The 26,821-nt window shown below is 33.6% G+C and carries 22 protein-coding genes; all 22 read right to left on the bottom strand.

The window, feature by feature from the left end; genetic code table 11:
• Positions 1-11 precede the first annotated feature (11 nt).
• The 22 genes from Q4566_RS01070 to Q4566_RS00965 all read right to left on the bottom strand — a co-directional run bounded on the left by Q4566_RS01070 (position 12) and on the right by Q4566_RS00965 (position 26,816).
• Positions 12-1,022, bottom strand: coding sequence for a glycosyltransferase family 4 protein (locus tag Q4566_RS01070; RefSeq protein ID WP_303417387.1), 1,011 nt, complete (start codon positions 1,020-1,022; stop codon positions 12-14).
• Between the two features lie 42 nt (positions 1,023-1,064).
• Positions 1,065-2,423: an O-antigen ligase gene (locus tag Q4566_RS01065; protein ID WP_303417386.1), complete on the bottom strand. Its 1,359-nt coding sequence runs from the start codon at positions 2,421-2,423 to the stop codon at positions 1,065-1,067.
• Positions 2,420-3,496 (bottom strand): glycosyltransferase, encoded by a 1,077-nt coding sequence (locus Q4566_RS01060; RefSeq protein ID WP_303417383.1) that lies wholly within the window; start codon positions 3,494-3,496, stop codon positions 2,420-2,422. The genes Q4566_RS01065 and Q4566_RS01060 overlap by 4 nt, the downstream gene beginning before the upstream one ends.
• A 766-nt stretch (positions 3,497-4,262) precedes the next feature.
• Positions 4,263-5,204 (bottom strand): hypothetical protein, encoded by a 942-nt coding sequence (locus tag Q4566_RS01055; protein ID WP_303417381.1) that lies wholly within the window; start codon positions 5,202-5,204, stop codon positions 4,263-4,265.
• Positions 5,205-5,242: 38 nt separating this feature from the next.
• A complete protein-coding gene (locus tag Q4566_RS01050; protein WP_303417379.1) occupies positions 5,243-6,184 on the bottom strand; it encodes a hypothetical protein in 942 nt (313 codons plus the stop codon).
• A 79-nt stretch (positions 6,185-6,263) separates the two neighbouring features.
• On the bottom strand, positions 6,264-7,097 hold the full coding sequence (locus tag Q4566_RS01045; protein WP_303417378.1) for a hypothetical protein: 834 nt from the start codon (positions 7,095-7,097) through the stop codon (positions 6,264-6,266).
• Positions 7,081-10,701, bottom strand: a complete 3,621-nt coding sequence (locus Q4566_RS01040; protein ID WP_303417377.1) for a glycoside hydrolase family protein — start codon at positions 10,699-10,701, stop codon at positions 7,081-7,083. Before Q4566_RS01040 ends, Q4566_RS01045 begins: the two co-directional genes overlap by 17 nt.
• Before the next feature lie 18 nt (positions 10,702-10,719).
• Positions 10,720-11,199, bottom strand: a complete 480-nt coding sequence (locus tag Q4566_RS17040) for a PAAR domain-containing protein (protein ID WP_368506584.1) — start codon at positions 11,197-11,199, stop codon at positions 10,720-10,722.
• 609 nt (positions 11,200-11,808) lie between these two features.
• Positions 11,809-12,921 carry a glycosyltransferase family 4 protein gene (locus tag Q4566_RS01030; RefSeq protein ID WP_303417375.1) on the bottom strand — a complete coding sequence of 371 codons (1,113 nt, stop codon included), beginning with the start codon at positions 12,919-12,921 and terminating at the stop codon, positions 11,809-11,811.
• Positions 12,918-13,913 (bottom strand): glycosyltransferase family 2 protein, encoded by a 996-nt coding sequence (locus Q4566_RS01025; RefSeq protein ID WP_303417373.1) that lies wholly within the window; start codon positions 13,911-13,913, stop codon positions 12,918-12,920. Before Q4566_RS01025 ends, Q4566_RS01030 begins: the two co-directional genes overlap by 4 nt.
• Positions 13,914-13,932: 19 nt before the next feature.
• Positions 13,933-14,733, bottom strand: coding sequence for a sulfotransferase domain-containing protein (locus Q4566_RS01020; RefSeq protein ID WP_303417371.1), 801 nt, complete (start codon positions 14,731-14,733; stop codon positions 13,933-13,935).
• Between the two features lies 1 nt (position 14,734).
• Positions 14,735-16,264 carry a glycosyltransferase family 2 protein gene (locus Q4566_RS01015; RefSeq protein ID WP_303417369.1) on the bottom strand — a complete coding sequence of 510 codons (1,530 nt, stop codon included), beginning with the start codon at positions 16,262-16,264 and terminating at the stop codon, positions 14,735-14,737.
• On the bottom strand, positions 16,261-17,403 hold the full coding sequence (locus Q4566_RS01010; protein WP_303417367.1) for a glycosyltransferase family 4 protein: 1,143 nt from the start codon (positions 17,401-17,403) through the stop codon (positions 16,261-16,263). Before Q4566_RS01010 ends, Q4566_RS01015 begins: the two co-directional genes overlap by 4 nt.
• Positions 17,400-18,287: a hypothetical protein gene (locus Q4566_RS01005; protein WP_303417364.1), complete on the bottom strand. Its 888-nt coding sequence runs from the start codon at positions 18,285-18,287 to the stop codon at positions 17,400-17,402. Before Q4566_RS01005 ends, Q4566_RS01010 begins: the two co-directional genes overlap by 4 nt.
• The gene (locus Q4566_RS01000) at positions 18,288-19,721 is read right to left on the bottom strand and encodes an MBOAT family protein (protein WP_303417361.1); all 1,434 of its coding nucleotides are present in this window, start codon (positions 19,719-19,721) and stop codon (positions 18,288-18,290) included.
• 5 nt (positions 19,722-19,726) lie between these two features.
• Positions 19,727-20,812, bottom strand: a complete 1,086-nt coding sequence (locus tag Q4566_RS00995) for a glycosyltransferase family 4 protein (RefSeq protein WP_303417359.1) — start codon at positions 20,810-20,812, stop codon at positions 19,727-19,729.
• Positions 20,803-22,188, bottom strand: coding sequence for a CDP-glycerol glycerophosphotransferase family protein (locus tag Q4566_RS00990; RefSeq protein WP_303417358.1), 1,386 nt, complete (start codon positions 22,186-22,188; stop codon positions 20,803-20,805). The genes Q4566_RS00995 and Q4566_RS00990 overlap by 10 nt, the downstream gene beginning before the upstream one ends.
• Entirely contained in the window at positions 22,185-23,318 is a 1,134-nt protein-coding gene (gene neuC / locus Q4566_RS00985) for a UDP-N-acetylglucosamine 2-epimerase (protein WP_303417356.1), read from the bottom strand. The genes Q4566_RS00990 and neuC overlap by 4 nt, the downstream gene beginning before the upstream one ends.
• The gene (neuB, locus tag Q4566_RS00980; protein WP_303417354.1) at positions 23,311-24,354 is read right to left on the bottom strand and encodes an N-acetylneuraminate synthase; all 1,044 of its coding nucleotides are present in this window, start codon (positions 24,352-24,354) and stop codon (positions 23,311-23,313) included. Before neuB ends, neuC begins: the two co-directional genes overlap by 8 nt.
• Positions 24,347-25,012 (bottom strand): cytidylyltransferase domain-containing protein, encoded by a 666-nt coding sequence (locus Q4566_RS00975; protein ID WP_303417352.1) that lies wholly within the window; start codon positions 25,010-25,012, stop codon positions 24,347-24,349. Before Q4566_RS00975 ends, neuB begins: the two co-directional genes overlap by 8 nt.
• Positions 25,013-25,039: 27 nt before the next feature.
• Positions 25,040-25,924, bottom strand: a complete 885-nt coding sequence (locus tag Q4566_RS00970) for an alpha-1,2-fucosyltransferase (protein WP_303417350.1) — start codon at positions 25,922-25,924, stop codon at positions 25,040-25,042.
• A gap of 31 nt (positions 25,925-25,955) precedes the next feature.
• Positions 25,956-26,816, bottom strand: a complete 861-nt coding sequence (locus Q4566_RS00965) for a glycosyltransferase family A protein (protein ID WP_303417348.1) — start codon at positions 26,814-26,816, stop codon at positions 25,956-25,958.
• Positions 26,817-26,821 lie beyond the last annotated feature (5 nt).

The raw sequence follows: 26,821 nt of genomic DNA, 5'->3' as shown, positions 1-26,821 counted from the left end.
TAGGCCTTGTTTTAGCTAAAGACTTTAAGCCAGTGTTTTTCAACTTGCTCCCAATCGTACTGTTCCATATCTTGACGCGCCTTTTGGGTCATCTTTTCTACTTTAGAAGGATGAACCACTACCCTTGAAATAACTTTAACCAAAGCATCTACAGAATTTGGCGCTACCAAAACACCATTTTCTTCATTTTTAATAAGGAAAGGCATGCCTCCAACATTTGTAGAAACCACAAATAAACCTAAGGCCATAGCTTCAATGACACTAACGGGCATATTATCAACATTCGTGGTATTAATAAAAACATTGTAGTCTTTTGACAAGGCAATCCATTCTGGTTTCGATAACTTCCCAGTAAAGGTAACGGCAACACCTAAACTTTCAGCATGATTTTTGGTTTTCTGAAAACTCCCATCAACATCTGGGCCCACCATACATAATTCGGCCGCTATGTTTTCATCGTTTAAAGCTTTTAAAAGATCTACTGCCAACATGGGATTATAAATTTCTGAAAAAGAACGTACCCAAAGTAACTTGACTTTATCAAAACATCGCGATTCAAACGGATAATTTTTTAGCTCGATCGTATTAGGTATACAGATGATATTATGATACCCTAAAGCTTCAAAATTTGATTTAGTATAATTGGACGGTGCTACATTCACATAAGCATTTTTAAACAATGTTTTAGATAAGTTAGGCGATTTTTTTAAACGATTAGGTAGATTTCCACCGTGTAAAATAGGGATGTATTTCAAGTTAAGTTTTGAACACAATTTAGCACACAAATAAGCATAGTAGAAATTTTGTGTGCTGTAAGTGTCTATTAATACATAATCAAGCGATTTTCTATATTTCCAAACATGCCCTAACATATCTAATAACCTCGCCAACTTATTTTCTTTTTTTGATGCTGTGATTACCTTAAAACCAGAATTTCCTAATAACCGACTTAAGGTATCAACAGTCGTTACCGTCTTATTCTTAGTGGCCAATTGGTTACCTATGTATAAAATTGTTTTCATAAACGTTCTATCGCGTTGGTATGAAGTGGGTATACCATTTCACTAAGATACTGGTTTCAGTTCGGAATTTTTTGGGTTTTTAGACTTATACGTAATGTTTAAAAGTGATAGCGCATAAATAAAACCTGGAGCAGCAATGCGCATCGCCGAATGATTAATCGTTAGGAACCAGAAAAAGTAGAATGAAAAGAAAAATAAATTTTGCCTGTTTCTGATTCTATAAAGTAATGGCGTAAATAGTAAAATGGCAAATGCAATAAGTCCAAACAAACCATGTTCGGCCACAATACGACTCATCTCGTTATGAGAAGCTGCCTCTACACCGGTTTCATTTAAACGTATTTCCTTTATTTTCCCTACTCCAACGCCTAGAAAAGGATGATCCATAAATTCACTAAATTCCTGAGTCAATAAATCGGCACGTCCTGTTGTTACATCTTCCTTTTCTCTACCTGCTGCATCTTGGTTAGCATAACGTTTATCTAAAAATCCACTGGTTTGAATCGAACTCACCAACCAAATAAAAATGATGGCTCCAGAAAAGATAAGGGATAAAAATTTAATTCTGAATTTCGTTTTTAAGTTACCCTTTAAATAATACAGACCTAAAAAACTTAAAATCATAACCACCCCAGTGATTACCCCACCCCTACTAAAGGTAGCCAAAGCTCGAAAGCTCATCAAACCTAAAAGAAATAAGTCGAAGCCTTTGTGTGCTAATCCCTCCTTAGATAAAAAGAAACGTACGGCTAATACAAAAATGCCTATTCCTAAAACTGATGCTACTTGATTTGGTCCAAACCCACCTGAGGCCGCGAAATTAGATCCTGTACTGGTAATCACCTCCTTTAAGTCGGGCGTATACAAAAACAGATAAGTAGTGGTACTTATTAGTGGTAATAAAAACGCCCATAAAATAATTTTCATCTGCTCCATAGTCACCGTACGCCGGTAGCAAAAAATTGCTGCAACCCCCAAGCTTACTGGTCCGCTTAAATTAAAGGCAATAGCTTTTCTAATATTCGTTTCAAAGCCCATCTCGGAAACAGCTACAAAAATACCAGGAATCAGTAAAAAGATATACACTACATAAATTAAAGACTGCCTTGAAAACCCATTACTTAAAATGCCCATTACAGAAAACACAATAACCAAGTATTTACTCGCCTCATAGAATACGGTTCCTCCATTCATCCTCAAAAACACCTCAACACCAACCACATAGGCACAAGCGATTAAAACATAAAATGATTTATATTTTGCTGAAGCTTTTAAAATTTTATAACTAAAAAAAGCTGTTGTAAATAAAAAGTACAGTAGAGCTAGTGGCCTAAAGAGATAGACTCCAATAGCCAAAACTATATGAAAACCGAGCAGTTTGTAAAATAAGTTCAGTTTCATGGTTTATTTGAATTATAAATGGTGATTAAAACTTCTATAACACCGGTTTCTGAAAACTCACTTAACACTTTGGCGTTTAAATTTTCAGCTGCGACCACTCTTAAATTTTCATTTTCAATATAAGTTGCAATAGCTTGAGCTAAAGCTTCGGGATGCTTAGGGGCTACTAAAAGTCCTTCGTCTTCCGTTGAAATTACTTTATGGCAGTCTCCCACTTGAGTAGCCACCACAGCTAGTTTTGCTAAACCGTATTCTAACAGCGCCAAAGGTAAGCCTTCAGACTTTGAAGCCAACACACCAATATCGCCCTGCCTTAAAATATGGTTAACATCTGTACAACTTCCGTAAAGGAAAATATTTTCCTCTAAATTATTTTTCGAAATAAAACCTTTAATTTCAGTAGCATAATCATCTTGAAAATCTTTCCCGAGTAAATGTAGCGTCCATTCTGAGTGTTTTTTCAAAACCTTCTTAAAGGCTTTTAATAAATTTAAATGGTCTTTTTGCGGACGTAAATTTGCTAAACAAACGATACGCTTATTTTTTACACCTTTTAGCGTTGTTTGCTGTTTACTACTAGTCACTTGAGCAAAATTAGGCAAATATGCCACCGGTGTATTAAGTAAATTATTTTTGGCCCAAGCTTCCAAATTAGTATTCACTGTAATGATATAATTAAACCATCTCGAGCACTTTTTTAACACAAATAGCGGACGGTTTTCTAAAAACTCACTGTTTCCATAATGGTCATGCCAAACTAAAACTAATTTCGGATTCAGTATTTTGACTAAGGTTGCTAAAAAGAAAGATGTCGCATGGGCATGAATCACATCAATATGATGCTCTTTTACAAAAGTACTTAAACGTTTTATCGCAGTGATATCGATGGTTTTCTTTCTGTTTAAAAACAAATACTCAACATCTTTGGAAATACTTGCTTTAAGCAGTCCTTCTTTACGTGTCGCGCATAAAAACGAACCCTCCAAACGCGTTGCTAAAGCATTGGCATAATTCACTGCCATACGTTCAGCACCCCCTGCATTTAAAGAATCTATTAGTTGTAATACCCGCACACCTGCTTTTTAGGGTTTAAATATAATTGTATTATTGGTAAGGGCATGGGTTATGGGTAGTTTTTTGTTCGATTGGTTGTTTATTAGGGTTGTCGGTTTCTAGTTATTGGTTTTTGGTTGCTTACTCTTGAGAAGTTATTACGCGGAGATACTCTGATATTTCACAGAGGGGCACTGAGGAGTAACCAGACACAGATTGCACTGATTTGCACAGATTTATTCACGTTTCAGATTGAAGCCTTCTTGATGTAATTTATGCCTATCAGAAAGGTTCTCGACTCCAATTAAAATGGCTTCTTCTTTCGTCAGGAATGAAAACTTGAAACATGAAACTTGAAACCTAGTACAGAGATTAGATGTCTCATTTAAATACCTCCCGCCGACTAAACAGTTAAACAAATATACGATTAAACAACCAGCCTGAATTTAGACACGAATTTCACTAATTATCACTAATTTTTTCGTGCTACACCTTGCGACTTTGTGCCTTTGCGAGATACTATTACGCGGAGATGCATGGAGAGTTCACAGAGTGACACGGAGGGTTGTATTGAATATTGAATAATTATTATTGATTATTTGGGGTTTTGTTACTTGAGGAGAGGTTTATTTGTTTAATCGTTGAATTGTTTAACCGTGATTGGGATGTTATATAACTACACATCTGTAAAAGAAAAGCCTATAGTTAGACCAACTTTTGGATGAATGTATGCAATTAAAATTTTACACCTCATAATTCACCTAGGACTTTGATTATCTAAAGTGCTTAATTTTTCAGGATACACATTTTACTTTCTGAAATCTTCTCAGGGATCGTTTTTAATTGTTCAAATCCTTCTCCTGATGGAATTTTTTTCATATCAATTCCCTGCTTAATGTTACACTCATAAGTTTTAGCTTCTTGCCAGTTTGTTTTTTGAAATAGGGTTTTATCTAGCTCCCAGTTTTTATCCCCAGTAAATTTAATGTAATGGAACGCTTGAAAATTTCCGCCATCAGGAAATACAGTATGTAAAACAAATGTATTTTTATCCTCTTTTGAAGGGTAAATGTCCTTAATTATATTTCCTCCGTCCTCTGAAAAATTAACACTTTTCAAAGCAAACACATAGCTATTGTTTTCTTTACAGAAGAAATATAACTCATTTCCCTTATAAGGCTTATTACTCACCACTTTATCCTGAATACCATCATTATTAATGTCTATATCTTTAATAAAAAAGTCCTTATTATTTTTAAAGACCGTGAGTGATTTGACCTCACTATTTAATTTTGAGTAATAATCTATCAGTGAATATTTTAAAGGTTTTCCCTTAACATAATCTATAATAAACCAGGGATCTTTAAAGCCTTTCTTGTTTATTGTAATACCTTCTTTATCGAAAGAAAAACTGTTTTTTGAAGAAAACACAACATCTTTAACATTCAGAATCTTCGTGATTTCCGCCATATAAAAACTAGCATCATCAGCTATTGTGTAAAAGTTATCAGCTCCGTGTTTCTTTTTTAACATTTCTATTTCTGCCTTATTTGGCATGACGAAAATGACAGTAGGTTCGGCAATTATAGTATCGTTGAACGCATTGGAGTAAGCTCTTTTATTTAAGGCTAGACTAGCTGGTTTAGTATTTATAGTTTTTGTCTTTTCTTGTAAGCAAGAAAAGAAAACACAAACTGGTAGAATTAATAATATTATAAGTTTTTTCATTTTTTAAACCTCAGTAACTGTATTACAATTGCCCCAATTTATCTAACCCAATTAAGATTCGTATTATCATACTCCTTAAATGAAACCTCACCAAACTGCTCTTGGGTAAATATTTTTTCTGGTAATTCTTTATTCGGGTTTCTTCTATCGGTATAATTTAAAACCTGTTTGTACAGGTATATATCTTGAGTAGGTTTAGCATACTTAAATGTTATGCTGTTAGCAACAAACAACCATCCATCACATAAAGACTCTTCAATTGTAAAAGAATTGTTTTTAAAAGTGATGTTACTGAAACCTTCCGCAGGGCACCCGCTTGCTTCTACATTAGAAATGATATTATTACTTTGTTTCCATATATTAAAATCACCATTCTCATTAATTAAAATAGACAACAAATAATCATTAGATTGCTTCTCCTTAAAGACAAGAAAAGCATCGTTTTCTCCATCATTATTTATATCGTACACATATTCTTCAAGTAGTAAAAAACCTATTTTATTATAATCTTCAATTTGGGCTTTTATAGTGATTTTTTCATGATTATAATCCTCCTTTACAGTTATGTAGTTTTCAATGTTTTTTGTAGAAATCACTTCAAAATCATCAGGCAAGTACCATGTACCTGTATCGGAATATAATTTTAAGCTAATATTTTCTATTTCTTGATTAAAAAACTTAACACCTTCAAAGGTAACATCACCTTCTTTTTCTTTAAAGGAACTGTAGGTATAGCTTAGGGTTTCAATGCCATAATTAACGGTTATAGTACGCTCTTCATCATTTACAGAAATAGTAGTATTTAGGACATCACAAGGTGAATAAATAATAAATTCTTCTTGTGCATTTTCTGTTAATTTATGCCATACTCCGAATAAAGCTAATTCAGATGTTTTTATATTATCAATATTCGATTCTGTTTTATTTTTAGTTTCACAAGAAACAAGAACAAAAACTACAATTATTAATAGTGGTTTCATATTTTATTTTCATCTTCAGTTTCACTGGTCACTTTCAGTCAATCAAAACCCATGAACTAAAGTTTGAGCTTCAAAATTATCATCCTGGAAAAACATGTTTCTCTAAAACTATCTTTCCCCCTTCCTGTTTTAAAATAAATTCAAAACCACCGTTCTCTTGGGAAATATAAATACGCACTCGATTTTCTTCAATTTTATAATCCGTACTGAAGGTTTCAGAATCTGTATGAATCAAAGATTTTTCCGGGAAATTACTTAAGAGAAATCCCTCGAGATTTGTTTCAGTTTTATATATAGCTTCATAAACTTCTTCAAAAGACATATTTGTGAATCGGCATGTCAATTGCAAAGAATCTTCATAAATAGATTTTCCACTATTATTTTCTTCACAAGAACAGTTTATTGAATACAAACAAGATGAACCAGACTTCTGTTTATCTAAGCTTTCAAAGTGCTCCTTTTTAGATTCTAATTCACTCTTTCTAAGTTCAGCATATTTTGGAGCAAAAATATCACCTTGTGATTCTGTAATGTTCCATACTAGAGCATTACCTTTTTTGAAAAGTACTGCTTTCCCTGTAGCACTTTGATCATAATGGCCAACAAAATCAACAAAAATAGTATCACCTTTAACGGTTCCATTTATATTATTTGTTTTATCTCTATAATAACAATCAATTCTAGCTCCATTTTTAACAATAGCACAGTATTTTCCTGTCAATACATTTCCTGTTTGAATCAAATCAAGAGTAAACACTCTATTCAAATAAGAATTATCTTCAGCTGAATATTGCCAACTCCATGATCCTGTTGATTCTATATTATTTTTGTCAGAGTTCATTTTACACCCCCCACAAAAAGATAATACAACAAGTAATATTGAATAGATTTTAATATTAAGGTTTTGATTCATATATGTTATTTTTAAAAATATTAATTTCGGCTTGTCTCCTCCTGGTTAACCCAAAAACGCCACCATTATTAACATCTATCATTTCATTTGCGCCTTCAATATACTTTTTTTGATTAATATTCTGTTTAATTTTCGTATCACCTTTATTTACTCCTCCTACACTTAAAAATGATTTTCCAGTATTGAATAGTAAACTTACTAGTGCGTCAAACTCATGTTGATATAATGGAACTTTAATTTCTTCTTTTACAGCTTGCTCAAAAGGCTCTAAATCTTCATTGAAGATTAATTCCGCTTCACTTTTAGTAATTCCATTTTTAAACTGATCAGGTAACTCAAATGACTCGCATTTCGCTTTTTTAATTAAATGCCCATAACCAATTGTACAATAGTCTTCTGAGTCATTATATGCTTCTAACTTCAAATTCTCCCATTTCTTTATAAAGTCAATTCCTTTTTGACTTATTTTTAACTCATCTATGTCTTTTCTAGGTACTTCTATAATTGATTCAAATGTATCTTTGTATGCCAGTTTTAAGATATCTAGACCATCAATCAAATCCTCTCTTCTTTTAAACGGCAATATAGAATTTGATAGTTGTTTATTTAAATTAAACCCTCTCGAACCATCATATATTTCTAAATGAAGCATATATACTTCGTATCCCGATATTATAGATTTATACCATGTTCTTAAATTTCCAGTTTTACCTAAAAATTGAGCTTTTTTTATGATATCTCCCTTTTTTAAGTTTACAGTAGAATTTTCGACCTCTCCATACCTAGCAATAAACTTTTTACCTAACTTACTTTCATGCAATATAGTTATTGCACCAGTGCCATCAGCAAAACTAGTTGAAATACTTAACACCACTCCCTCACACATTGATATAACATCAGAATAGGGATGAGTATATAAATCTCTACCAGCATGTTTCCTATTCCCATTATCCCTATTTGATTTAAAAGTTGCTTGATGCCCCTCAGCTTTATCCCCCCAATAAAATTTTTTATGAATCCCCAATTTATCATTAGTCGGCCTATTTCTCAAAGGAAAAATCACATCTGCATCAATTAATTTACCCTGTAAATACATCCCCCGCATCTGCCGTACAAAACTATTCACATTAAAATGCCATAGCATGTCTGAACTTGGTAAACGGCGGGTTTCGGGCGCTTTGTATTTCCCTTTTTTGTATTCTTGGTCTAAAGCATCTTTTTGAGCATCTAAATCGGCTTGTTTTTTTTCTTTTTCTACGCCTTCAGGCATATCTTTAGGATGAACAAAAGGCTTTGTGTCTATTTTGGCTTTTTTGTTTTCATATTCCTTGTCCTTTTCCGTCGTTTTAGGCGTGTAGGTCGTATTTTGTAGTTCTTGCCAAAACATGAGGTTTTGGGTTTTCTCCACCAAATGCTCTAATTCAGCATCACGTTTTTGCTCTAGAAGCTTCTTTTTATTGAGGTCTTTTTCTAAATCAATGCCCAGTTTATAAAACTCTTCGGCTTCCGATTTAATCGCTTCTGGGGTGTAGCTCCACTCACTTTTGTGCTTGACTACCATTTTCCCCATACGCTCCGATTTCTGCGGGTCATGTTGTGCGCATAAGAACTCCATAGGTGTGAGTACCCCGTTGCCATCTTCGTCTACCATTTTCCAAGCTTCATCAATGAAGACATCGGTTTTTGGAGATTTATGATAATCCTTCATCGCATAAACATACTCACTACCGGCATCGTAAGTTTCAAAACCAAAATTTCGCCATATAAAAGGGTTGATATCCTCTATATCCACATCATCAGCCTTTATCCACCCGGTATGCTGATAATGTGCTTTTTCATATTCATAACTTTCCTTTACGAAGTACCATTGTTGTCCGTCATCATCAGTAATGGTGATTTCTGGTTTCCCTTTAAGTTCTATGTCTTTTTTAAAGGTATTCCCGCTTTCGTGAGGTATAAGAGGTTCTTTAATATAAATATGACAACTATCCGAATCCAAAATGGTTTCTAACCCAGAAGTAACTGTCTCACCTGCTTTTAATTTTAATAATGATTTATCTATCCAAAATTCTTGATTCCAAAAAGGCGGTTCTATAATAATTTGTCTAAGATTACCTGTATCGGTGTCGTGAAAATAAACAAAATCACCTTTGGTTAACAGACCATTAAATTGCTTATTGACATACTCAAAACTACCCGCATCAATTTCATATCTGGTTCTGCTATGATTACATATTCTATCTTTGATATAGACTATCTTTCCTTTAGAATTTTTACCTAAATGTTTAGCAGAGAGGTATTTCTCTTTATCAATAACACGAATAAGACTTTTAACCTTTACTTGCACATAGTCTCCTTTGGCTTGGGTAACACGAACCGGTGTCCCAGCCTTGAGTTCCTTTTTGCTTTTTAAATAAGGTTCTAAAGTTGTCCCTGACAATAGCTTATAACGCAGGAAATTATCTTCACCATCACCGGCACAATTATCTAATAAGGCAGAGACATCGGTATCATCAGCATCAGTAAAAAGCTCCACGTGACTGGCATATTTTTTTTCATGCTTTCGGAAACCAAATACCCCCACATAAGCCACCGTTTGCCCTGCTTTCACAGGAATATCGCAAGCTATTATTTTATCGGTATCCATGGAGCTATCCACTATTTTATGCTCTTCAAAATCACGAACTTGTACATAACCTCGGTATGCCCTTTCTGAGCTCTTGACCTTTACCCATTTCTTGTCTTCAGATTCTGAATTTTCGATAATTGTAACCTCGGTACCTTTTGGAATCACGTCAATACAAGTCCCGATGTCTGATTTTTCAATAGAACTAGTCTTTATATCATAGCATAATGCACCAATTTTTAGTGTTTTGTTTAAAGGAGTGCCCTGCTTTTTGCTCCCACCAGTAGTGGTATTCGTCTCTTTATCATAAGTTATTTTATACTTAGCTGATTCTCCTGGAACCAACTTTAAACAATTGGAATGAATATGAATGTCTTTATAAATGGTATTTGTAAAAGGATCGGTGTAGCTATAGCTATAATATTTTTTTTCTTCAGAAGTTTTTTTTGAGTTATACGCAATAGCCCAATCAGCTAATAAAGATTCACTATTACGAGTAACAATATGATTTTTGGGTATGAGCACGATTTCCGGACCGCGTGTTTTTCCTTTTTCAGCAGAAGCCGATCGCCCCCTCACCCCTTTTGGTGTATTGGAGGATTTAATTTTGGTCACTTTTTCACTAAGGAAGTCTGGTATCTCCAGATGATTAGTTTCGATATCAAACTGACTCGCTATATGATGGTACAGACTGTAAAAAGTCATTTCATGTCCTTTCGCACTCTTATACTCATGTTGTAAGAGCACAAACCCATTGGAATAGATTTCAGGGCGCTCATGTTCACTTTTTAAATACTCCGACGGTAATTTGAAAGCAATAATTCGCGCATCGCTTATAGCAACTAAGGCTGCCAATGGGGTTTCAACATGCACGCCACCGTGCCAAGTATTGTAACTACTTAGTGGGTAATTACCAAAAGCACTTGATGTTTTACGTTGATCTAGGTTGCTGTCTTTTTGGGGATATAAAAATTTCAATGGGTGACTTCGTAAGGGTTAAACACTAAAACTGAAATCACCTAAAAAGCCGTTTTCTTTAGCTTCTTCTTGGTTTTTCTGCTGTTGTTTTGTGGCTTCTGTCACAAGTTTTCCTTGACCTGTAAGCACCGACAATGCACGTTCTGAAAGTTTAATTTCTGGATGCTCTATCCGATCCACCGGTGCCAGGCTAGACGGTGTGCCTGTACCCGCATTCACCAGTACGTTAGACTCTCCAATGGTTATGGTACCTCCATGAGCCGTACCACTCCCAAGTGTCGCTACTGGCATGCCGTTAATAAACACATTAGACTCACCGCTAATGATAACGTCTGGTGGCCCTACACAAACGCAGGTACTTCCCACAGTAGCTACGGGTTTTCCGTTTACAAAAACATTTGCAATTCCTTGTGATACGGGGCCTCCAACATGAGGCACCGTCCCTGAGCACATCGGGCAAACATGCATACTCCCCATGGTGGCGATTGGTCCAGGCATAATTTTTTTGTTTAGTTGGTTATTTTTTTATTGAACTAGAAATTTAACTTTGTAGTTAATAATTTTCACAAATGTAGGAAAATATTTCTTATATTGGGTGGTGATTTAGTTAGTACACGGAGATTCGCAGGGATACACGGAGATTCACTGAGTTTTTTTAGATACAGATTGCACTGATTTGCACTGATTTTACTTCGAAACTTTATTTTTGACACGAATTTCACTAATTATCACTAATTTTTAAGTGCTACACATTGGCGAATTTTTGCCTTTACGAGATACTATTATTTTAGTTACTTGATATTAGTTTTTGGTTTTTGGTCGCATACTCTTGAGAGGTTACGACTTCGTCTGTCTGCCGGTATGCACGCTCGAACACCAGTTCTATTGATAGTTCGTGACGGCCTGTGTAACTGTTCAACTAAAAACTCCAATTAAAATGGCTTCTTCTTTCGTCAGGAATGAAAACATGAAACTTAAAAACTGAGACTGGGACTGAGACTGAGACTGAGACTGAGACTGGGACTGGGACTGGGACCGAAACTAGATGTCACATTTAAACACCTAACCTCGATTAAACGATTCAACAAATAAACAATTCAACACCCATTACAGTAACTTAACAATCTCCTCATCAAAGCGATCTAAAGTGTATTGCTGTGACCAACTGGCTGCGGCTTGCGACATCTCCTGTAGAACATGCTCGGCATTTAATAATGCTAGTATTTTTGCACAATCCGCGCTTAAATCGTTTTCTAATAAAATACCTCTAATTCCTTCATCTAACATGTAGGGCACACAGGAAACCGATGTTGCGATAGGTATGGCGCCAAAAAACATGGCTTCTGCTAGGGCTTTGGGCCAGCCTTCTGATTTGGAAGGTAAAATAGAAAAATGTGCAGTTTTTATGGCTTCTTTAACTGTACTTTGCGGTTGATTGCCATGAAGGATAGCGATATGCTCTAAATTATGGTCTGCGATATAACTTTCTAGACTTTCTCTTAAAACACCTTCACCATAAAGATCTAAGGTTACTAGTTTGCCATGCTTACGTAAGGCTTCCACCAACTGAATCGCTACCAAAGGTTGTTTTCCCTGGGCTAAAGTACCCACAAATACAAATTTTAGATTATTTGAATAATCTCTAACCATTGGCTTTTCTATTTCTAAATTTTTATAAGAAGCCGTAAAAAACGGTTTGATATTTTTACTTTGGTTAGGCCAATCCCCATAAACCAACACCTGCATGTTTTTAGTAAAAACCGTGTTGCTTAAAATCCATTTTTGAAGGTTATAACTTAAGGGTTGTTTGGCTTTGGGATCCCAATTGCCTGCGTATTTAGCGGTTTTTGGTTTCTTTGGAAATAAAATTTGTACTAGGCAACCTAGTAAACCTATGTTTCCAGGGCATCTTAGGTGGATGTGGTCTGTTTTACGCATGACCCGATAAATCATTAGTAATATTTTTGGAATAACAAAAAACGACCGTATCACATTATTAAGCGAGGTCACATCAAAGTTTGGAATTTCAACAATTTTAATATTGGAATGTATATATGCCGTTTCTATAGGTAATAAATCTTCATTAGACACTGGCGCTAAAATGACTATTTCGTCAACATGCTTAGCCCATAAATTCATTTCCCGAACATAAGGCGCGTAGGCATAGAGCTGACCTCCTTCCTTTTTATGTATGGCATGGGTTATAACACTAAATGTCATCGCTTAACTTTTGGCGGATTGAAAAGTAAAGATAACCAACCCACAACTCTCCCAAAACTTTCTGTTAGAGCTTCTTGTTTTTTATTGGTGGTTAGCACATTTGTAAATCGAATGGCTGTTAATACAAAAGCAGTGGCGTGCCACTTAAATTTGGCTTTTAATGTAGGTTTTGGGTACTTCACCCGCCAGACATACCAGCCATTCCGAAGCACCATTTTTCCATATTTGTATTGGTTTGGGCGACCTGAAGCATCGTGGTAATGCGATAATTTAGCCTGAGTATTCACAAATAATTTGCCCTTTTTAGCTAAACGTAGAGAAAAATCAGCATCTTCATAGAGTCCGTAGCCTTCAAAATAATTAGAAAAATTTTGAGTATAAAAAACGGCTTTCCGATAAGAAGCAACCCCGCCCATAATAAGCTCCACGGGATATATATTTCCTGATGGTGGTAAAAAACCAATGGAACGCCCGTGTGAAAATGTAGGCATAAAACCAGGTGGCACATCTGGTAAGAGTCCGAAAGGTTTTCTAATTTTAAAACGCGCCGGTTCGGTTCGCATCCAGCCATCATAATAGAACTTATGGTCTTGATTTAAATGATCTGATTTATTCCAGTCTACCTCATTAACAATATAGCCACCAACCGCTAGAGCCTCTTGTTTTTCATTATAAGTCCCTATGAGCTTTTCAAAGTAATCTATCTCTAAAACCGTATCATCATCCAAAAAACAAACCACCTCCATAGCTTTACTTACCTTAGTAATACCAAAATTACGCTGTTTGGTGAGTCCGCGATGCGTGTCATCGACCTTAAAATATTGTAAGTTTTTAAAGGAATTGGACTCCAGCATGTTTTGCGTTGCGGTATCTAATGAGCCATCAATGATTAAAATTTCATTTGGATACAGGCTTTGCTCCTTCACCGAATCTAATAATTTCAGTAAGGGTTCTGGGCGCATGTAGGTGCAGATGATTAGGCTGAAGTTCATTTTTATCAGAATTGTTATTTTAAATATATCCCATTTTTTTTCTTAAAGGATAGGCCCCCCACTTAACACCTAACCTTTGCAAAATATTAAAATTTCCACTTCTGTTAATTGGATTAAATTTACCTGTTTGTGGTTGGGCATCCCATATATTTTTTCCCAATGTTTCTTCTTTATAAAAAGATGTATTAATAACTTTTACTTCATCCATCTTTTTTAAAACAACATTTATATCCGCTTCAGAATTAAAAAAGATCATTAAATTCTTCAGTGTTTTTCTATCACGCTTTACCAAATCTTCATAACGCATAAGGTAAAACTCTTCCAAATCAGGCAACTCTTTTAATACTTTTTTGGCATATTTTCTAGAATACGTGTACTGATATACCCCAAAAGGAAGAATAAATCGCTTAAATTTAGTCTTAAAATCAGACTTCCTTAAATTCATACCTTTAAACAAAGAGAACAAACAATCTTTTGGATCTCTAAAAGAAATTACATGATAATCATTTGGAAACAAATTCAAACAGTCTGAAGCCCCTGAAAAACTCGTGTATTTTATAAGCTTGGAAAGATTTGAATCTGTTAGTTTTTCACGTAAGCCTCCAATAAATAAATTATCTAAAAACACTGAAGCTCGATTACTCTTATAGTTTTGGTTACGTGATGAAATATAACTCTTCAAGATAGGGGCAAAAGGAATTTCACTACGAAGACCTAATGGAGTCTCACTTTCTTTTATACTCCTGATAACCTCAGCTATAAAATTATGTCCTGAACGAGGAGATTGAGAATATAAAAATATAATTTTTTTATCTTCCATATTAAAAGTTATGTTTAATCTTTTCTACCCAATACAAACTTCTTGTCCAACGCTTTTTAAACACTTTATGGTACTTTATAGGGTTTTTAATAGACTGTTTAGTGTAGAACTTGATAAATAGTAAAGTCTTATACCCCAAAATTTGCTCCTTCGTTTGATGCTTTATCATACTATACAGTACTGTTGGAGAAGGCTTAGGTTGCAACGCATCCTCTGTCCAAGGTTGCTTAAAAGTGGTTCTAAATCCCCCAACAGGCGCTTTTAAATGCAATATCTTTAAGTTTGGGTGATAAATGATGTCAGCTCCCGCTTTCCTAAGTTGCATCCCAAAATCTACATCCTCTCCATAACCATGTTCTAAAGCTAGGTCAAATTTTACAGATTTTAATAGTTCTGAACTTATGATACTGCAACCACCACCAAAGGTAGGCCACTGGACTGTTGTTTCTATTTTTTCAATTTCATCTTTTTGTAAATAAGACATGGAAAGTGTAGAGGTACCGCTAACCTGAATAAAATTTAATGCGTTTTGAATTAAATTGGCTTCAAAAACATTATCATCATCTGCTAAATATACAAATTCGGAAGTCACACTTTTTAATGCTAAATTCCGAGCATTACATACTCCTGTTTGTTGTATAAAATGGTGTTTAATTTGAAAAGGCCACTCCTCTTCTTGAATAAAAGGCAATTGGGTGTTATCACCTGGCTCTGGATTTTGCTCCACCACAATCACTTTTTTCGGTAAAACTGTTTGTTTAGTCAAATCTTTTAAAACATTATACAGGTAATTGGCCCGTCCTATGGTAGGAATGATGACATCGATACTAGGTGGTTCTAGACTAGACTTTAGTTCTAGGGGAGTATCATTGATTTTAAATTTTGATAATCTTCTTTTTAAGCTAAGCGCTCCTAAAACACTAAAAAGTGTCCATTGTTTTTCATAAATGAGCAGGTTTAAGAATAATAAGCCTACCCAAACACTTTTATAATGCTGTTTTACAAATTTAAAAAGGTTTTTTATGGAACTCATTTCTTCTGAAATAACCACATCACTTTGAACCAATTTAGGGTCTGAATAACACCATAAACCCTGAGGCATGGCTAGTTTAGCTATGGAACATAAGGCATAGCTAAAATTAGTATCATTCACGACATATTGAAATTGTAGCAGGTTGCTTGCTTTGATACAGCCTACTTGTCCAGACATTTGCCAGGTGGGATAACATACTTTTTTGTTTACAGCAATAAATGGGGACTGTTCTACATAACCAATTTGTGGTGGTAAAAAGGCATTCGAACTAAAGGACAGCACTTTTTTATGAATAGCTGGAATGTTGGCGATATAATCCAAATCCAATTGTTCTGCTAAAGACTCATGCTGCCAAACCAATAAAGACTCTGGATTTTGACTAGCAAAAGCATAAAGCACTTCTATTATAGATTGCTTTGGAGAAAAGTCCAAAACCGTTTGCTTCGCTTCAGAAAAGACACGAAGTACTTGTTGGTTGTTATGAGTAACAATAATCATGAATTTAAAATCTTTTTATAAAATTCAACCGACTGCCGTGCTACCAATTCATGGCTAAAAACTTGTACAACTTTTTTTCTTGCTGATTGACCAAAATTGACACGAAGATTATCATCTTCTAGAAGCTCTAAGATTCGCTTAGCATAATCCTGGTATTCCGTCGGGTGGACCAAAAAACCTTCCAGGGCATCTTCAATCATTTCATTGGCCCAGCCTATGTTTGATGCTACTATGGCTTTTTCCATGGCCATGGCCTCTAACCAAGATACTGGAAGTGCTTCCGCAAAGGTAGGAAATACACAAACTGTAGCTTCTTGAATTAAATTTTGCATTTCAGAATACGGCACAGCACCTAAATAACGGACTTTCTGCATAGCAGAACTATTAAATAAGGGTTGCATGAGTGCCCAAGTAGAATGATATCCTGTTTGAATATCTCCACTATCTTTTCCTACCAAAAGAAGCTCTACCTCTTTATTTTTTTTATGCACCTGATTAAATATTTCCGGAAGCTCTAAAAGCCCTTTTTTTCTAATGAGTGTTCCAAAATAGAGTATGGTCTCTTTTTTTAAACTAGAAGCACTCGGTGTAAAACGTTTTATATCAATACCATTCGGGATTACCGTAAAATCTCTATTTAGACCGAAAAGCTTGTTGGTAAGATTTCCTGTATATTCACTCACACTAATGAGCCCATCAGCTTTCTTTAAGGCGCGTCTTTCTAAAAACTTGTTTTTAAGCTTCACCTTACGTTTATCATGGTGACAAAAATAAGTATCGCTTCCATTTTGGCGAATAACAAGAGGACATTTAGGCTGCACAAAACTCGTAAACCCGGTCCAATCTGGCGCTTCTACAAGGTCTATTTTTTTTTCAGCATATAAATTATTGATTAAGCGTTCTACTTTTTTTTGCGTTAAGAACAAGGAAAGCCCCTTTACTTTAATATTTTTAATTTTAAAAAAATGTATGCCAGCGTCCTCAAAATAATCATCTTGATCTTGTCCATAAACTAAAATAGATACTCGGTGCCCTTGTTCAACTAAAGCTTTAGCCAAACTTACAATACTGGTACCAATACCACCAGCTGAACCTGTTTTAGGGTGCGGGTATTCTGGGGTTAGAAAGGCAATGTTCATAAATTCAATCTTTTAATCAACAAATTGGTAAAAACTAAAGCGCCCTCTTCATTTAAATGACTACAATTTTGAAATAATGAATGTTCTGGTATAGCTTTTGAAAAATCAACAAAATTTGGAAGTTTCCGTTTTAATTTTAAAATATAACTACTAGTCTTATAACCTGAACAAAAAGGAGCACAAAAATAGGTGACTTCAATATTGTTAGCCTTACATATAGCATCAATTTCAATAATATTTTTATTAGATTCTGCAATTGTTTTTGGCAAACCTCCTACAACACCATTTCTTCTCATTATTCCATTTAGAGGTACAAAGCCATCTTCAAAATTAATATTGGACTTTTTATCTATAGCACTAGCAATAACTTCTCGAAAACCTATTCGATAATCATTTGTAACATACCTGTAAAATGGTATATAGTAATTTTTGTGAAAATCGGCATCTACTCTTTTTAAATAATCTTTTATCACGGAGTTGTTGCGTATGTAGGGTAGTGACTGAGAACGAACGATATCGGAATTAGATTCAAAATTATAGATATAATCTACCTGAACAAATAGTCGTTCTATTTTAACTTTATTTTCAACCAAAAGTCTCAAAAAAATAGTCATATCATCTAACTTGGCTCCTTGTGTACCCAAGTTTAATGTACGCCTTCCGGTTTGATTTTCAATTTCAGAGCTTATAACAAAATTTTCAACTCTAGAGCTCCCTAAAAACACATAATCCAATTTTTCATTTTCATCCAAACTTAATATATACTGTGTTTTATTTCTTGGGAAAGCATTTTTATAAACCTCTGTATAAAGTAAATCCAGTAAGCATAACAAGAGGATAATGCTAATCAAAATAAACAAGCAATATTTTAAAAATTTAGTCATTTAAAATTGAAAATATATAAAATCGGAATGTGTAGAATAAACACCTAAAACAATAATAGCTAAAATAGTTAAACCTAAATTGAAAGAACAAAGCTTCCCGAAAAAAGGCGTTTCCCGTTTCTTAGAAAACCATTCTGCGAACACAAAACTAGACAGCAACAATAAAGCTTCTACAGCGTACCGTTCTATTGACAAATATTGTATTGTAAAAATTTGGTTCGTTACTAAATGTTCTAAATAAGCAAAAGCATCATTAATTGTATTAGCTCGAAAAAAAACCCAAGCCAATGCAACCAATAAAAATGTAAAGATGATATTAACGCCCTGTATGAGTCCGTTTTTATTCAAACTCAATGAAACCGTATCTAAGTACTCTCTGTTTTTATTAAACAACAATAAGGGTAAAAAATACAGCGCATGTAAAAAGCCCCAAAATACGAAAGTCCAATTCGCACCATGCCAAAACCCACTTACTGCAAAAATGATAAAAACATTACGTATGGTAAGCGCTAAAGATCCTCTACTTCCTCCTAAAGGAATATATAAGTAATCACGAAACCAAGTAGAGAGTGATATGTGCCATTTCCTCCAAAATTCGGCAATATTTCTAGAGAAATAAGGGTAATTAAAATTCTGTTTCAAATCAAACCCAAGTAACCTAGAAACTCCGATTGCTATATCTGAGTACCCTGAAAAATCACCATAAATTTGAAAAGAAAAATATACCGCTCCTAATAACAAACTCAATGAATTCATGTTATGATAATCATCGAAAATAACATTCACATAAGTCGCACAAGTATCAGCTATTACAATTTTCTTAAATAAACCCCATACTATCAAATGTGAACCAGAAACAGCTGTATTATAGTCAAACACTCTTTTTTTTGAAAACTGAGGTAGTAAATGTGATGCTCTTTCAATCGGTCCCGCCACGAGTTGCGGAAAAAAAGAAACAAAAGCAGCGAAATTTATAAATGAATGTGTTGGCTCTATTTTATTTCGATACACATCAATAGTATAACTCATAGTCTGAAAGGTATAAAACGAAATACCCACGGGTAAAATAATTTTCACAGAATATAAATTAACATGTACCCCCATTTCACTCCACAGCTCCACCCAACTTTCGATAAAAAAATTATAATACTTGAAAAAGCCCAATAAACCCAAATTAACAACAAGGCTGATGCCTAAAATTAATTTTCTTTTTGCTTGTTTTTTTTCTGCTCCTAAATACTTTCCACAATAAAAGTCAACAACCGTACTAAAGGCTATGAGCGTAAGAAACCTCCAATCCCACCAACCGTAGAACACATAGCTAGCCAGTAACAAGAAAATATTTTGCTTATTAATATTTCGCTTTAAAGGAAACCAATAAACAAAAAACACGACGCTAAAAAATAAAAGAAAAGTAAAAGAATTAAAAAACATAATTATTAATCTAATAACTTTATATAATTCTCTACCATTGTACTGATTGAAAATCTATTTACAATTAAAGGTCTTGTATCTCCTATAATTCGTTTCTTTCCAGACACAACCTCTTCTAATAAACAAGCTAATGCTCGCTGATTTTTTGTTTCAAAAATAAAACCATTTTTTAAATGCTCTATTGCTTCCAGGTTTCCGCCTACAGGTGTCGTAATTACCGGAACATTAGCTGCTAAACTTTCTAAAATAGACAAACTAAAACATTCCATATGGGTGGGCTGTAAGAGGTAATCATAATTCTTATATAAAGCTTTTAAGTTCGATTGACTCCCTTTAAAACTAAATACACGCTCTATATTTTTATCAGATACTAAAGTAAGTAATTCTTCTTTGTAAGGCCCATCACCATACACATCAATATTTAATTGATTTTTTATTGATTTTGGCAATAAGTAAACGGCACGTATCAAATCCTGAATCCCTTTCGACTCTCTTAAGTGAGATACAACTAAAAAACTAGGGTTCATTAGATTTCTTTCTGCTGTTTTGGGTATGATATTATCTATTAGCACACCGTTATAAATGGTTTGCGTTTTTAATTTTAAAAACTGCCCAAAATCATTTATAATAGCCTCACTCGTATAATTAGAAACTCCAATAAAAACATCTATATTTTTAGAATATAATAGCCCTTTTAGACGTTTTTTAATACGCTTTTTTAAAGGATAGCCATCTATCGGTCTAGGGTTATGATCTATCGTAATTATTTTTGATTTTTGCAGTTTTTTAACCGTACTAAAAAACGAAGTACATAATTCCACAAAATGCGTCATTATATGCGTGTAACAAACATCATTTTTATTAATGTAGCTAATAAAACTGGACTCTAAGTTTATATGGTTTGCTGGAATAATATGAAAACGATCATAGTCGCCATAACTAGCCGAATTAGGAAAAAACCAATCGACTATAATGTTACTCTCTTGACAAGCCTTTTGAAAGGCCCAAAAAAAATAATCCATACCACCAACCCTGTCTTCCAAAAGTTCGTAATTACAAATTACGGCGATATGTTTCGGTTTTATGTCCATGATTTTAAACTAGAAACTAATCGTTTATTTGTTTCACCCAAGGAGACACCAACTTGTTGTTGAATAAAGTTTTTTCGATTTAAATAATCTTTATCATTATTTAAATAATCAGAAATTGCTTGAATTAACTCTTTCGTGTTTTTTACAATCTTTGAAGACTTACTATTTACTAAATGTTGAATATGCGCGTACCCTAAAAAGCGTTGATCATCATATAATTCGTTATTCTCATTTCCAAAAACAGGATTAATTACAGGTTTATCAAACAACATAAAATCTAAACTCATTGTTGAAAGCATATTAATATTCAAATCTGAATACTCCAATAAGGCTCTTAATTGTCTAACATCATCAATCGTTGGTATGCGCTGCGACCAAGATTCTTGATGATTCGCACGTACCTGAATCCATTTTGGAAAATTCCACTTGATAAATGGAAACTTTTCAACAAGGTTTTGAAAACGAATTGGGTCTTCGGCAGGAGATGTTCTTACAATAAAATTAACTAATGTAATGTCCTTTTTAACAATGGCCGATGCAATAGTTTCTATATAAAGTTCATCATTTTTACTAGTTGAAATATCACCACAACTAAAACAAATGGTTTTTAAATTTGTATCTAAATTGAAGTATTTAATAAACTCTGATTTAGAAACCTTATAATTTGACATTACATAAGGCACAAATTGCGGGGTTCCAACTTCCTTTATTTGTTCTGCTTTAATAGCTGAATAGAACTGTAGTAAATCCTGTTTCATTAAATTACTCCAAACCAAATAATAATCGAAATTTGCAGCCATCCTGCCTTTTGAAGCTAAGTTATCCCAACTAAAAATAAAAGCAGCTGTTTTTATTCTTATTTTTTGTGTTGCATATACTAAAGGGGCGATATAAGGTGGTCTTTGATGTGTAAAAAACAATAAATTAAATTGTTCTTTCTCTAATAAACTAATATAATCTTTTGTGATTACGTGATTACTAAACGTAGCATTTTGAAATTTTTGAAGCCTTTGGATACTTTTTTCTGAATACCAAACCGTAGTTAACTTATAAATAATACGTGTTGCATAGCCACGTGTTGTTCTAAATTTAGAATAATTCGTCTTTAAATTATCTTGAATACCTAAGTTTCCATTTTGATGTAATTTAAGGTGGGCTATCTCTTTCGCTTTTCTGAAAAACCAAGTTTTAAAAGTTTCTTCAAAAACATCTAGCTCAATAACTCTTGTACTTGTATGGTCTTTATAAGTTTCCTTAGGCAAGCATGACAAAATAACCACTTCGTCAAAACTTTCTTTCGCATAAAGTAGAAAATCACTCAAAATAAAATTTCTAAAGCCTACACCGTCAGTAATTACCAATCCTAATTTCTTCATAAAAACGCTCTAAATTGTTTTTGATGATTTGTATTCCAAAGCGAATCTGATTTTATAACTTTTAAAAACTCCTCAGCACTATTACCTGTTCCGAAATTGTTGGATTCACACGACGTTTTATATTTTTTTACTTGCTTAATACTATTTACAATATTAGCAACAGTATAATCTGAATTTATAATTGTACTTGAAAACACTCTATTATTTTGACGGGTACCAATATTTATTGTAGGAATCCCATAATAGGGCGCTTCACGAACCCCCGCACTACTATTCCCTATTATAAACTCAGCGTTTTTTAATAAAGTTAAAAAATACTCAAACCGAATAGAAGGAAATACTTTAAAACTTGACTGACCATAAAGTTTTTGGTAAGCATTTAAAATAGCTTGACTTCCCATATCATTATTAGGAAAAACAACTACATAATTTTTCTGACTGTCAATTAATGCCTCTACAAAATAATTAGCATATTCCGCCATCTGTTGATGTTCAGTAGTTACTGGGTGAAACATGGCAACCGCATAGGTTTCAAAAGGAATCTCGTAATACGATTTAACAGTATTTAAATCTGGTAAGGTATTAGAAAACATGATATCTACATCAGGAGAACCAATACTATAAATAGATTCAGGCAACTCCCCCATTTGCTCTAATAGCAATTTCGCTTTATCATTGGCTACAAAGTGAATATGACTCATTTTACTGGTAGCATGACGCAACAACTCATCTATAGTTCCCGATAATTCACCACCTTCTACATGAGCTACTAAAATATTATTTAAACTACCTACTATAGCACCTGCCAAAGCTTCAACCCTGTCCCCATGAATGACGATTAAATCGGGTTCTATTTTTTTAACAAATTCTGAAAACCCAGTTATTGTTTTGGCCAAAGTTAAGTCCATGCTGGCTTCATTCGTATCATTTTTAAATGTAGAAATATTTTTAAAGCCACAACGTTCTACCTCAATAAGGGTGTAACCATAAGTTTCTAGGAGATGCATACCGGTAACAAAAATATGAGCTTCAAAATCACAATGGCTTTCGGTAATTTCAATAAGCGGCTTCATTTTACCAAAATCGGCACGGGTCCCCGTTAAAAATGCTATTTTTTTTACTTTATTCAATATCCTCCCATGTTAATTGCTCATCTTTCTCTATAGTTCGAGTTGCTTTTTTTCCTATAATACTTTCAAAATTTTCTGCTAAAATTTCACCTGTACCTGGTCGTTTTACCCAAATATTGTTTTTTGTAAAAATAGCACCTTTTTTAATATTTGAGATGCTACAAACCGTTGCGAAAGCAAAATCGATAGTAACCTGCTCTTCTTTAGCCGGTTGTTTAGTTCCTCCTCGCATTAAGGCCATTTCATGACTATCTACAATAAGGTTTTTACAAGCGCTTTCGTCCATACTACAGATAATATCTGGCCCTTGACGTTGCATATGGTCGGTAAAATGGCGCTCTAAAACAGAAGCTCCTAAAGCTACGGCACCTAGACAGGCATTATTATTTAAGGTATGATCACTTAATCCAAACACTTTATCTGGAAAAGCCTTATGCAATTCCAACATAGCTCCAAAACGTACTAAATGCGTTGGCGTCGGATAAAGATTAGTAGTATGAAGAAGTGCCACAGGCACACTATACTTATCAAAAATAGCTACTGCTTTTTTTACGCTTTCAATGGTATTCATTCCAGTACTCAAGATGACCGGCTTGCCAAATTGAGCAATATGTTCTAACAACGGATAGTTATTACATTCTCCAGAACCAATTTTATAAGCAGACACCCCAAATTTCTCTAAGCGTTCTGCTGCTGCACGTGAAAATGGTGTAGAAATAAAAATTATACCTTTACTTTCTACATACTTTTTAAGTTCTAATTCATCGGATTCGTTAAGAGCGCAGCGTTCCATGATTTCATATATGGAAATTTCTGCATTCCCAGGAATCACTTGTTTGGCTACCGCACTCATTTCATCTTCAACAATGTGAGTTTGGTGTTTTATAACCTCTACACCAGCTCTATGAGCAGCATCAACCATTTCTTTAGCAACTTGCAAGGAACCTTCATGATTGATACCTATTTCTGCTATAACCAATGGTGGAAAATCTTGACCTATTTTACGCCCAGCGATTTCTATAAATGGATTACTCATTTTTATATTTTTGAAGCATAAACTCCGCCATATCAAAATCAATTTGCGTATCAATATCAATAGATGCAAAAGGGTGATTAACGATTAGCGGGTATGCATTTTTTGTAATTATTATATTTTCAAATATGTGTTTTGATTTTGTAATATACAACAAACCATTTTCAAAAAACAATGGCTCTAAATCTTGACTACGTTGCCCTACATTATAATTGTACGGTAAGAATTCATCATTTTTAATCTTTCCAAATTTGTGATAATTTCTAGATACCGTAAATAAACTATCACAGTTTCTATCATTGAATTGTTGAAAAGCTATGCGCAACAAATCTTTTGGACGCAAGGGGTTCGTAGGTTGTAATAAAATCACATTTTCAATAGCACTTTCTATAGATTCTAACACGTGTTTTATTGCTGTAACTGTGGGCTCAAAATCTCCAGCTAAATGTTCCGGTCTATCGATAACAAAAGCACCATGATCAATAGCTATATCTTTTATTTGTTTATCATCTGTAGAAACATAAACAGCATCTATAAATTCATGTTGTTTAGCAAAATTTATACTATGAACTAACAAAGGAATACCTCCCAATAATTTAATGTTTTTATGAGGTAATCGTTTGGAGTTTCCTCTTGCTGGGATTATGGCTATAGTTTTCAATTTAATTATTTTCTTCCTATTAATTTTTTAATTATTTTTTTTTGTTTTTTTAACTGAAACCTTCTGAAAATATTTAATACTGTCTTGAGTCTTACCCAATTCTCCTTTACAAATAAGTGACCAATACTTTAATTTTATTTTTTCTTTTTCAGCATTAAAAACCTCCCATCGTTCAGGATAATAATCTTTATCATCGTTCTGTATCCTAAATTTACCTCTAAAATTTTGAACTGGCCTAACAACTCGCTTTTCTTCTTTCTCCCCTAACCAAGCGAGCCACCATGAAAAAGTAGAATTACTTATAACAAAATCATCACATAAACTCCCCAGAGCAAGCTGTTCTATCACTGTAGAATTTTCTACAAATATTGCATTTGGCAAAAAATCAAAGTGTTTTTTACAATAAGCAATATCATCGCTAGTAAAAATCAATATTCTTTCTTTCCAATCCTTAAAGTTCTTTGTTATACCTAGAAAGTAGTATTTATAATCTAATTGATAATAATAAGGATGGTTTACAAAATCACCTCGTCTAACAGAAATTAAAATATTCTTTTTTGATAATACCTTGTTGTATTTCTCTTTTACCTTCTTAATAATTTCAGGTTGAATTTTAAGACAGTTTTTAACAACCTCGATATCAAAATATTTTTCAGATTGAAACCAGCCATTTAAATCGTAATTACCATCTTTTACTACAATATCAGAATAATAATAGCCTTGTTCTTTAACAGTTTGATAATTTCTGTGTGGGTCGTACAAGTTGAAATCAAATTTAAAACAAGAGGCGTACTTCCATTTTGGAAAAGCAAACGCATGACCATTTTTAGTTGCTATACTGATGGTTGAAGCTATTTGAAATAATTGATTACCAAAGTTCCCTTTGTTACCTAATCTAGAATAAATTATCATAAAATATTTCTTAATCGACTTTATACAGGACTCACCTTTTTACCTTCCTCCTTACTCTTCTAATCAAAGAAAAAACATCTAATAAAGCTGAATCTAAAAGCAATAAAAATAATTTCTTAGTTGTCAAATAAATTAATGGATTTCTAATTTTATTTTTTAAATGAAAATTTTCAAAACACAAGTCATAGTCATTTAATGCTTTGTATTTATTTTTATGCTTATTAAATATATATAACCTCGAATCATATCCGTAATTGTCCTTTACAACTGTTCTGTTTAAAGAAAATTCTTTTATTCTATAAAAAAAATGACAGCTGTCTAATTTTACAACATCTCCTCCTTTTTTTAAAAGATTAATCCAAAACTCCCAGTCCTCCAATCCCTTTTTCAGGTTGATATCATATCCTCCAATTTCATTCCAATCGTCCTTCTTAAATACAGCTGAACAATGAATCATATTCTGATATAGTAAATTTTCATAATTATAAACACCTAAATTCCAACTTTTTTTTGGTTTATTTAAAAGATATGAACTTCCGTATACGACTTTAACATTTATATTCGAGCTAATAATCTTATAACATTCTTCTAAATAATTGCCGCTTATCATATCATCTGCATCAAGTGGTAAAATATACTTACTTTGACTAAGAGATATAGCTTTATTCCTTGCCGAACTAACACCCGAATTTTCTTGATAATAATATATAAATCGTGCATCCTTTTTTATCCATTGATTAATTACATCCTTAGAATTATCCGTGCTTCCATCATCCACAATAATGCACTCAAAATCTTCTAAAGATTGTAATGAAACCGATTCTAAGGCATCTGTCACATATTCCGAATAGTTAAAACATGTAATAATAACTGAAATTTTAGTTTTTTTCATCTGAA

This window comes from Tamlana sp. 2_MG-2023, from assembly GCF_030548465.1.
In the GTDB taxonomy this organism is placed as follows: Bacteria; Bacteroidota; Bacteroidia; order Flavobacteriales; family Flavobacteriaceae; genus Pseudotamlana.
Note: the sequence above shows the minus strand (reverse complement) of the source record. Positions and strands in the feature narration are given on the sequence as shown.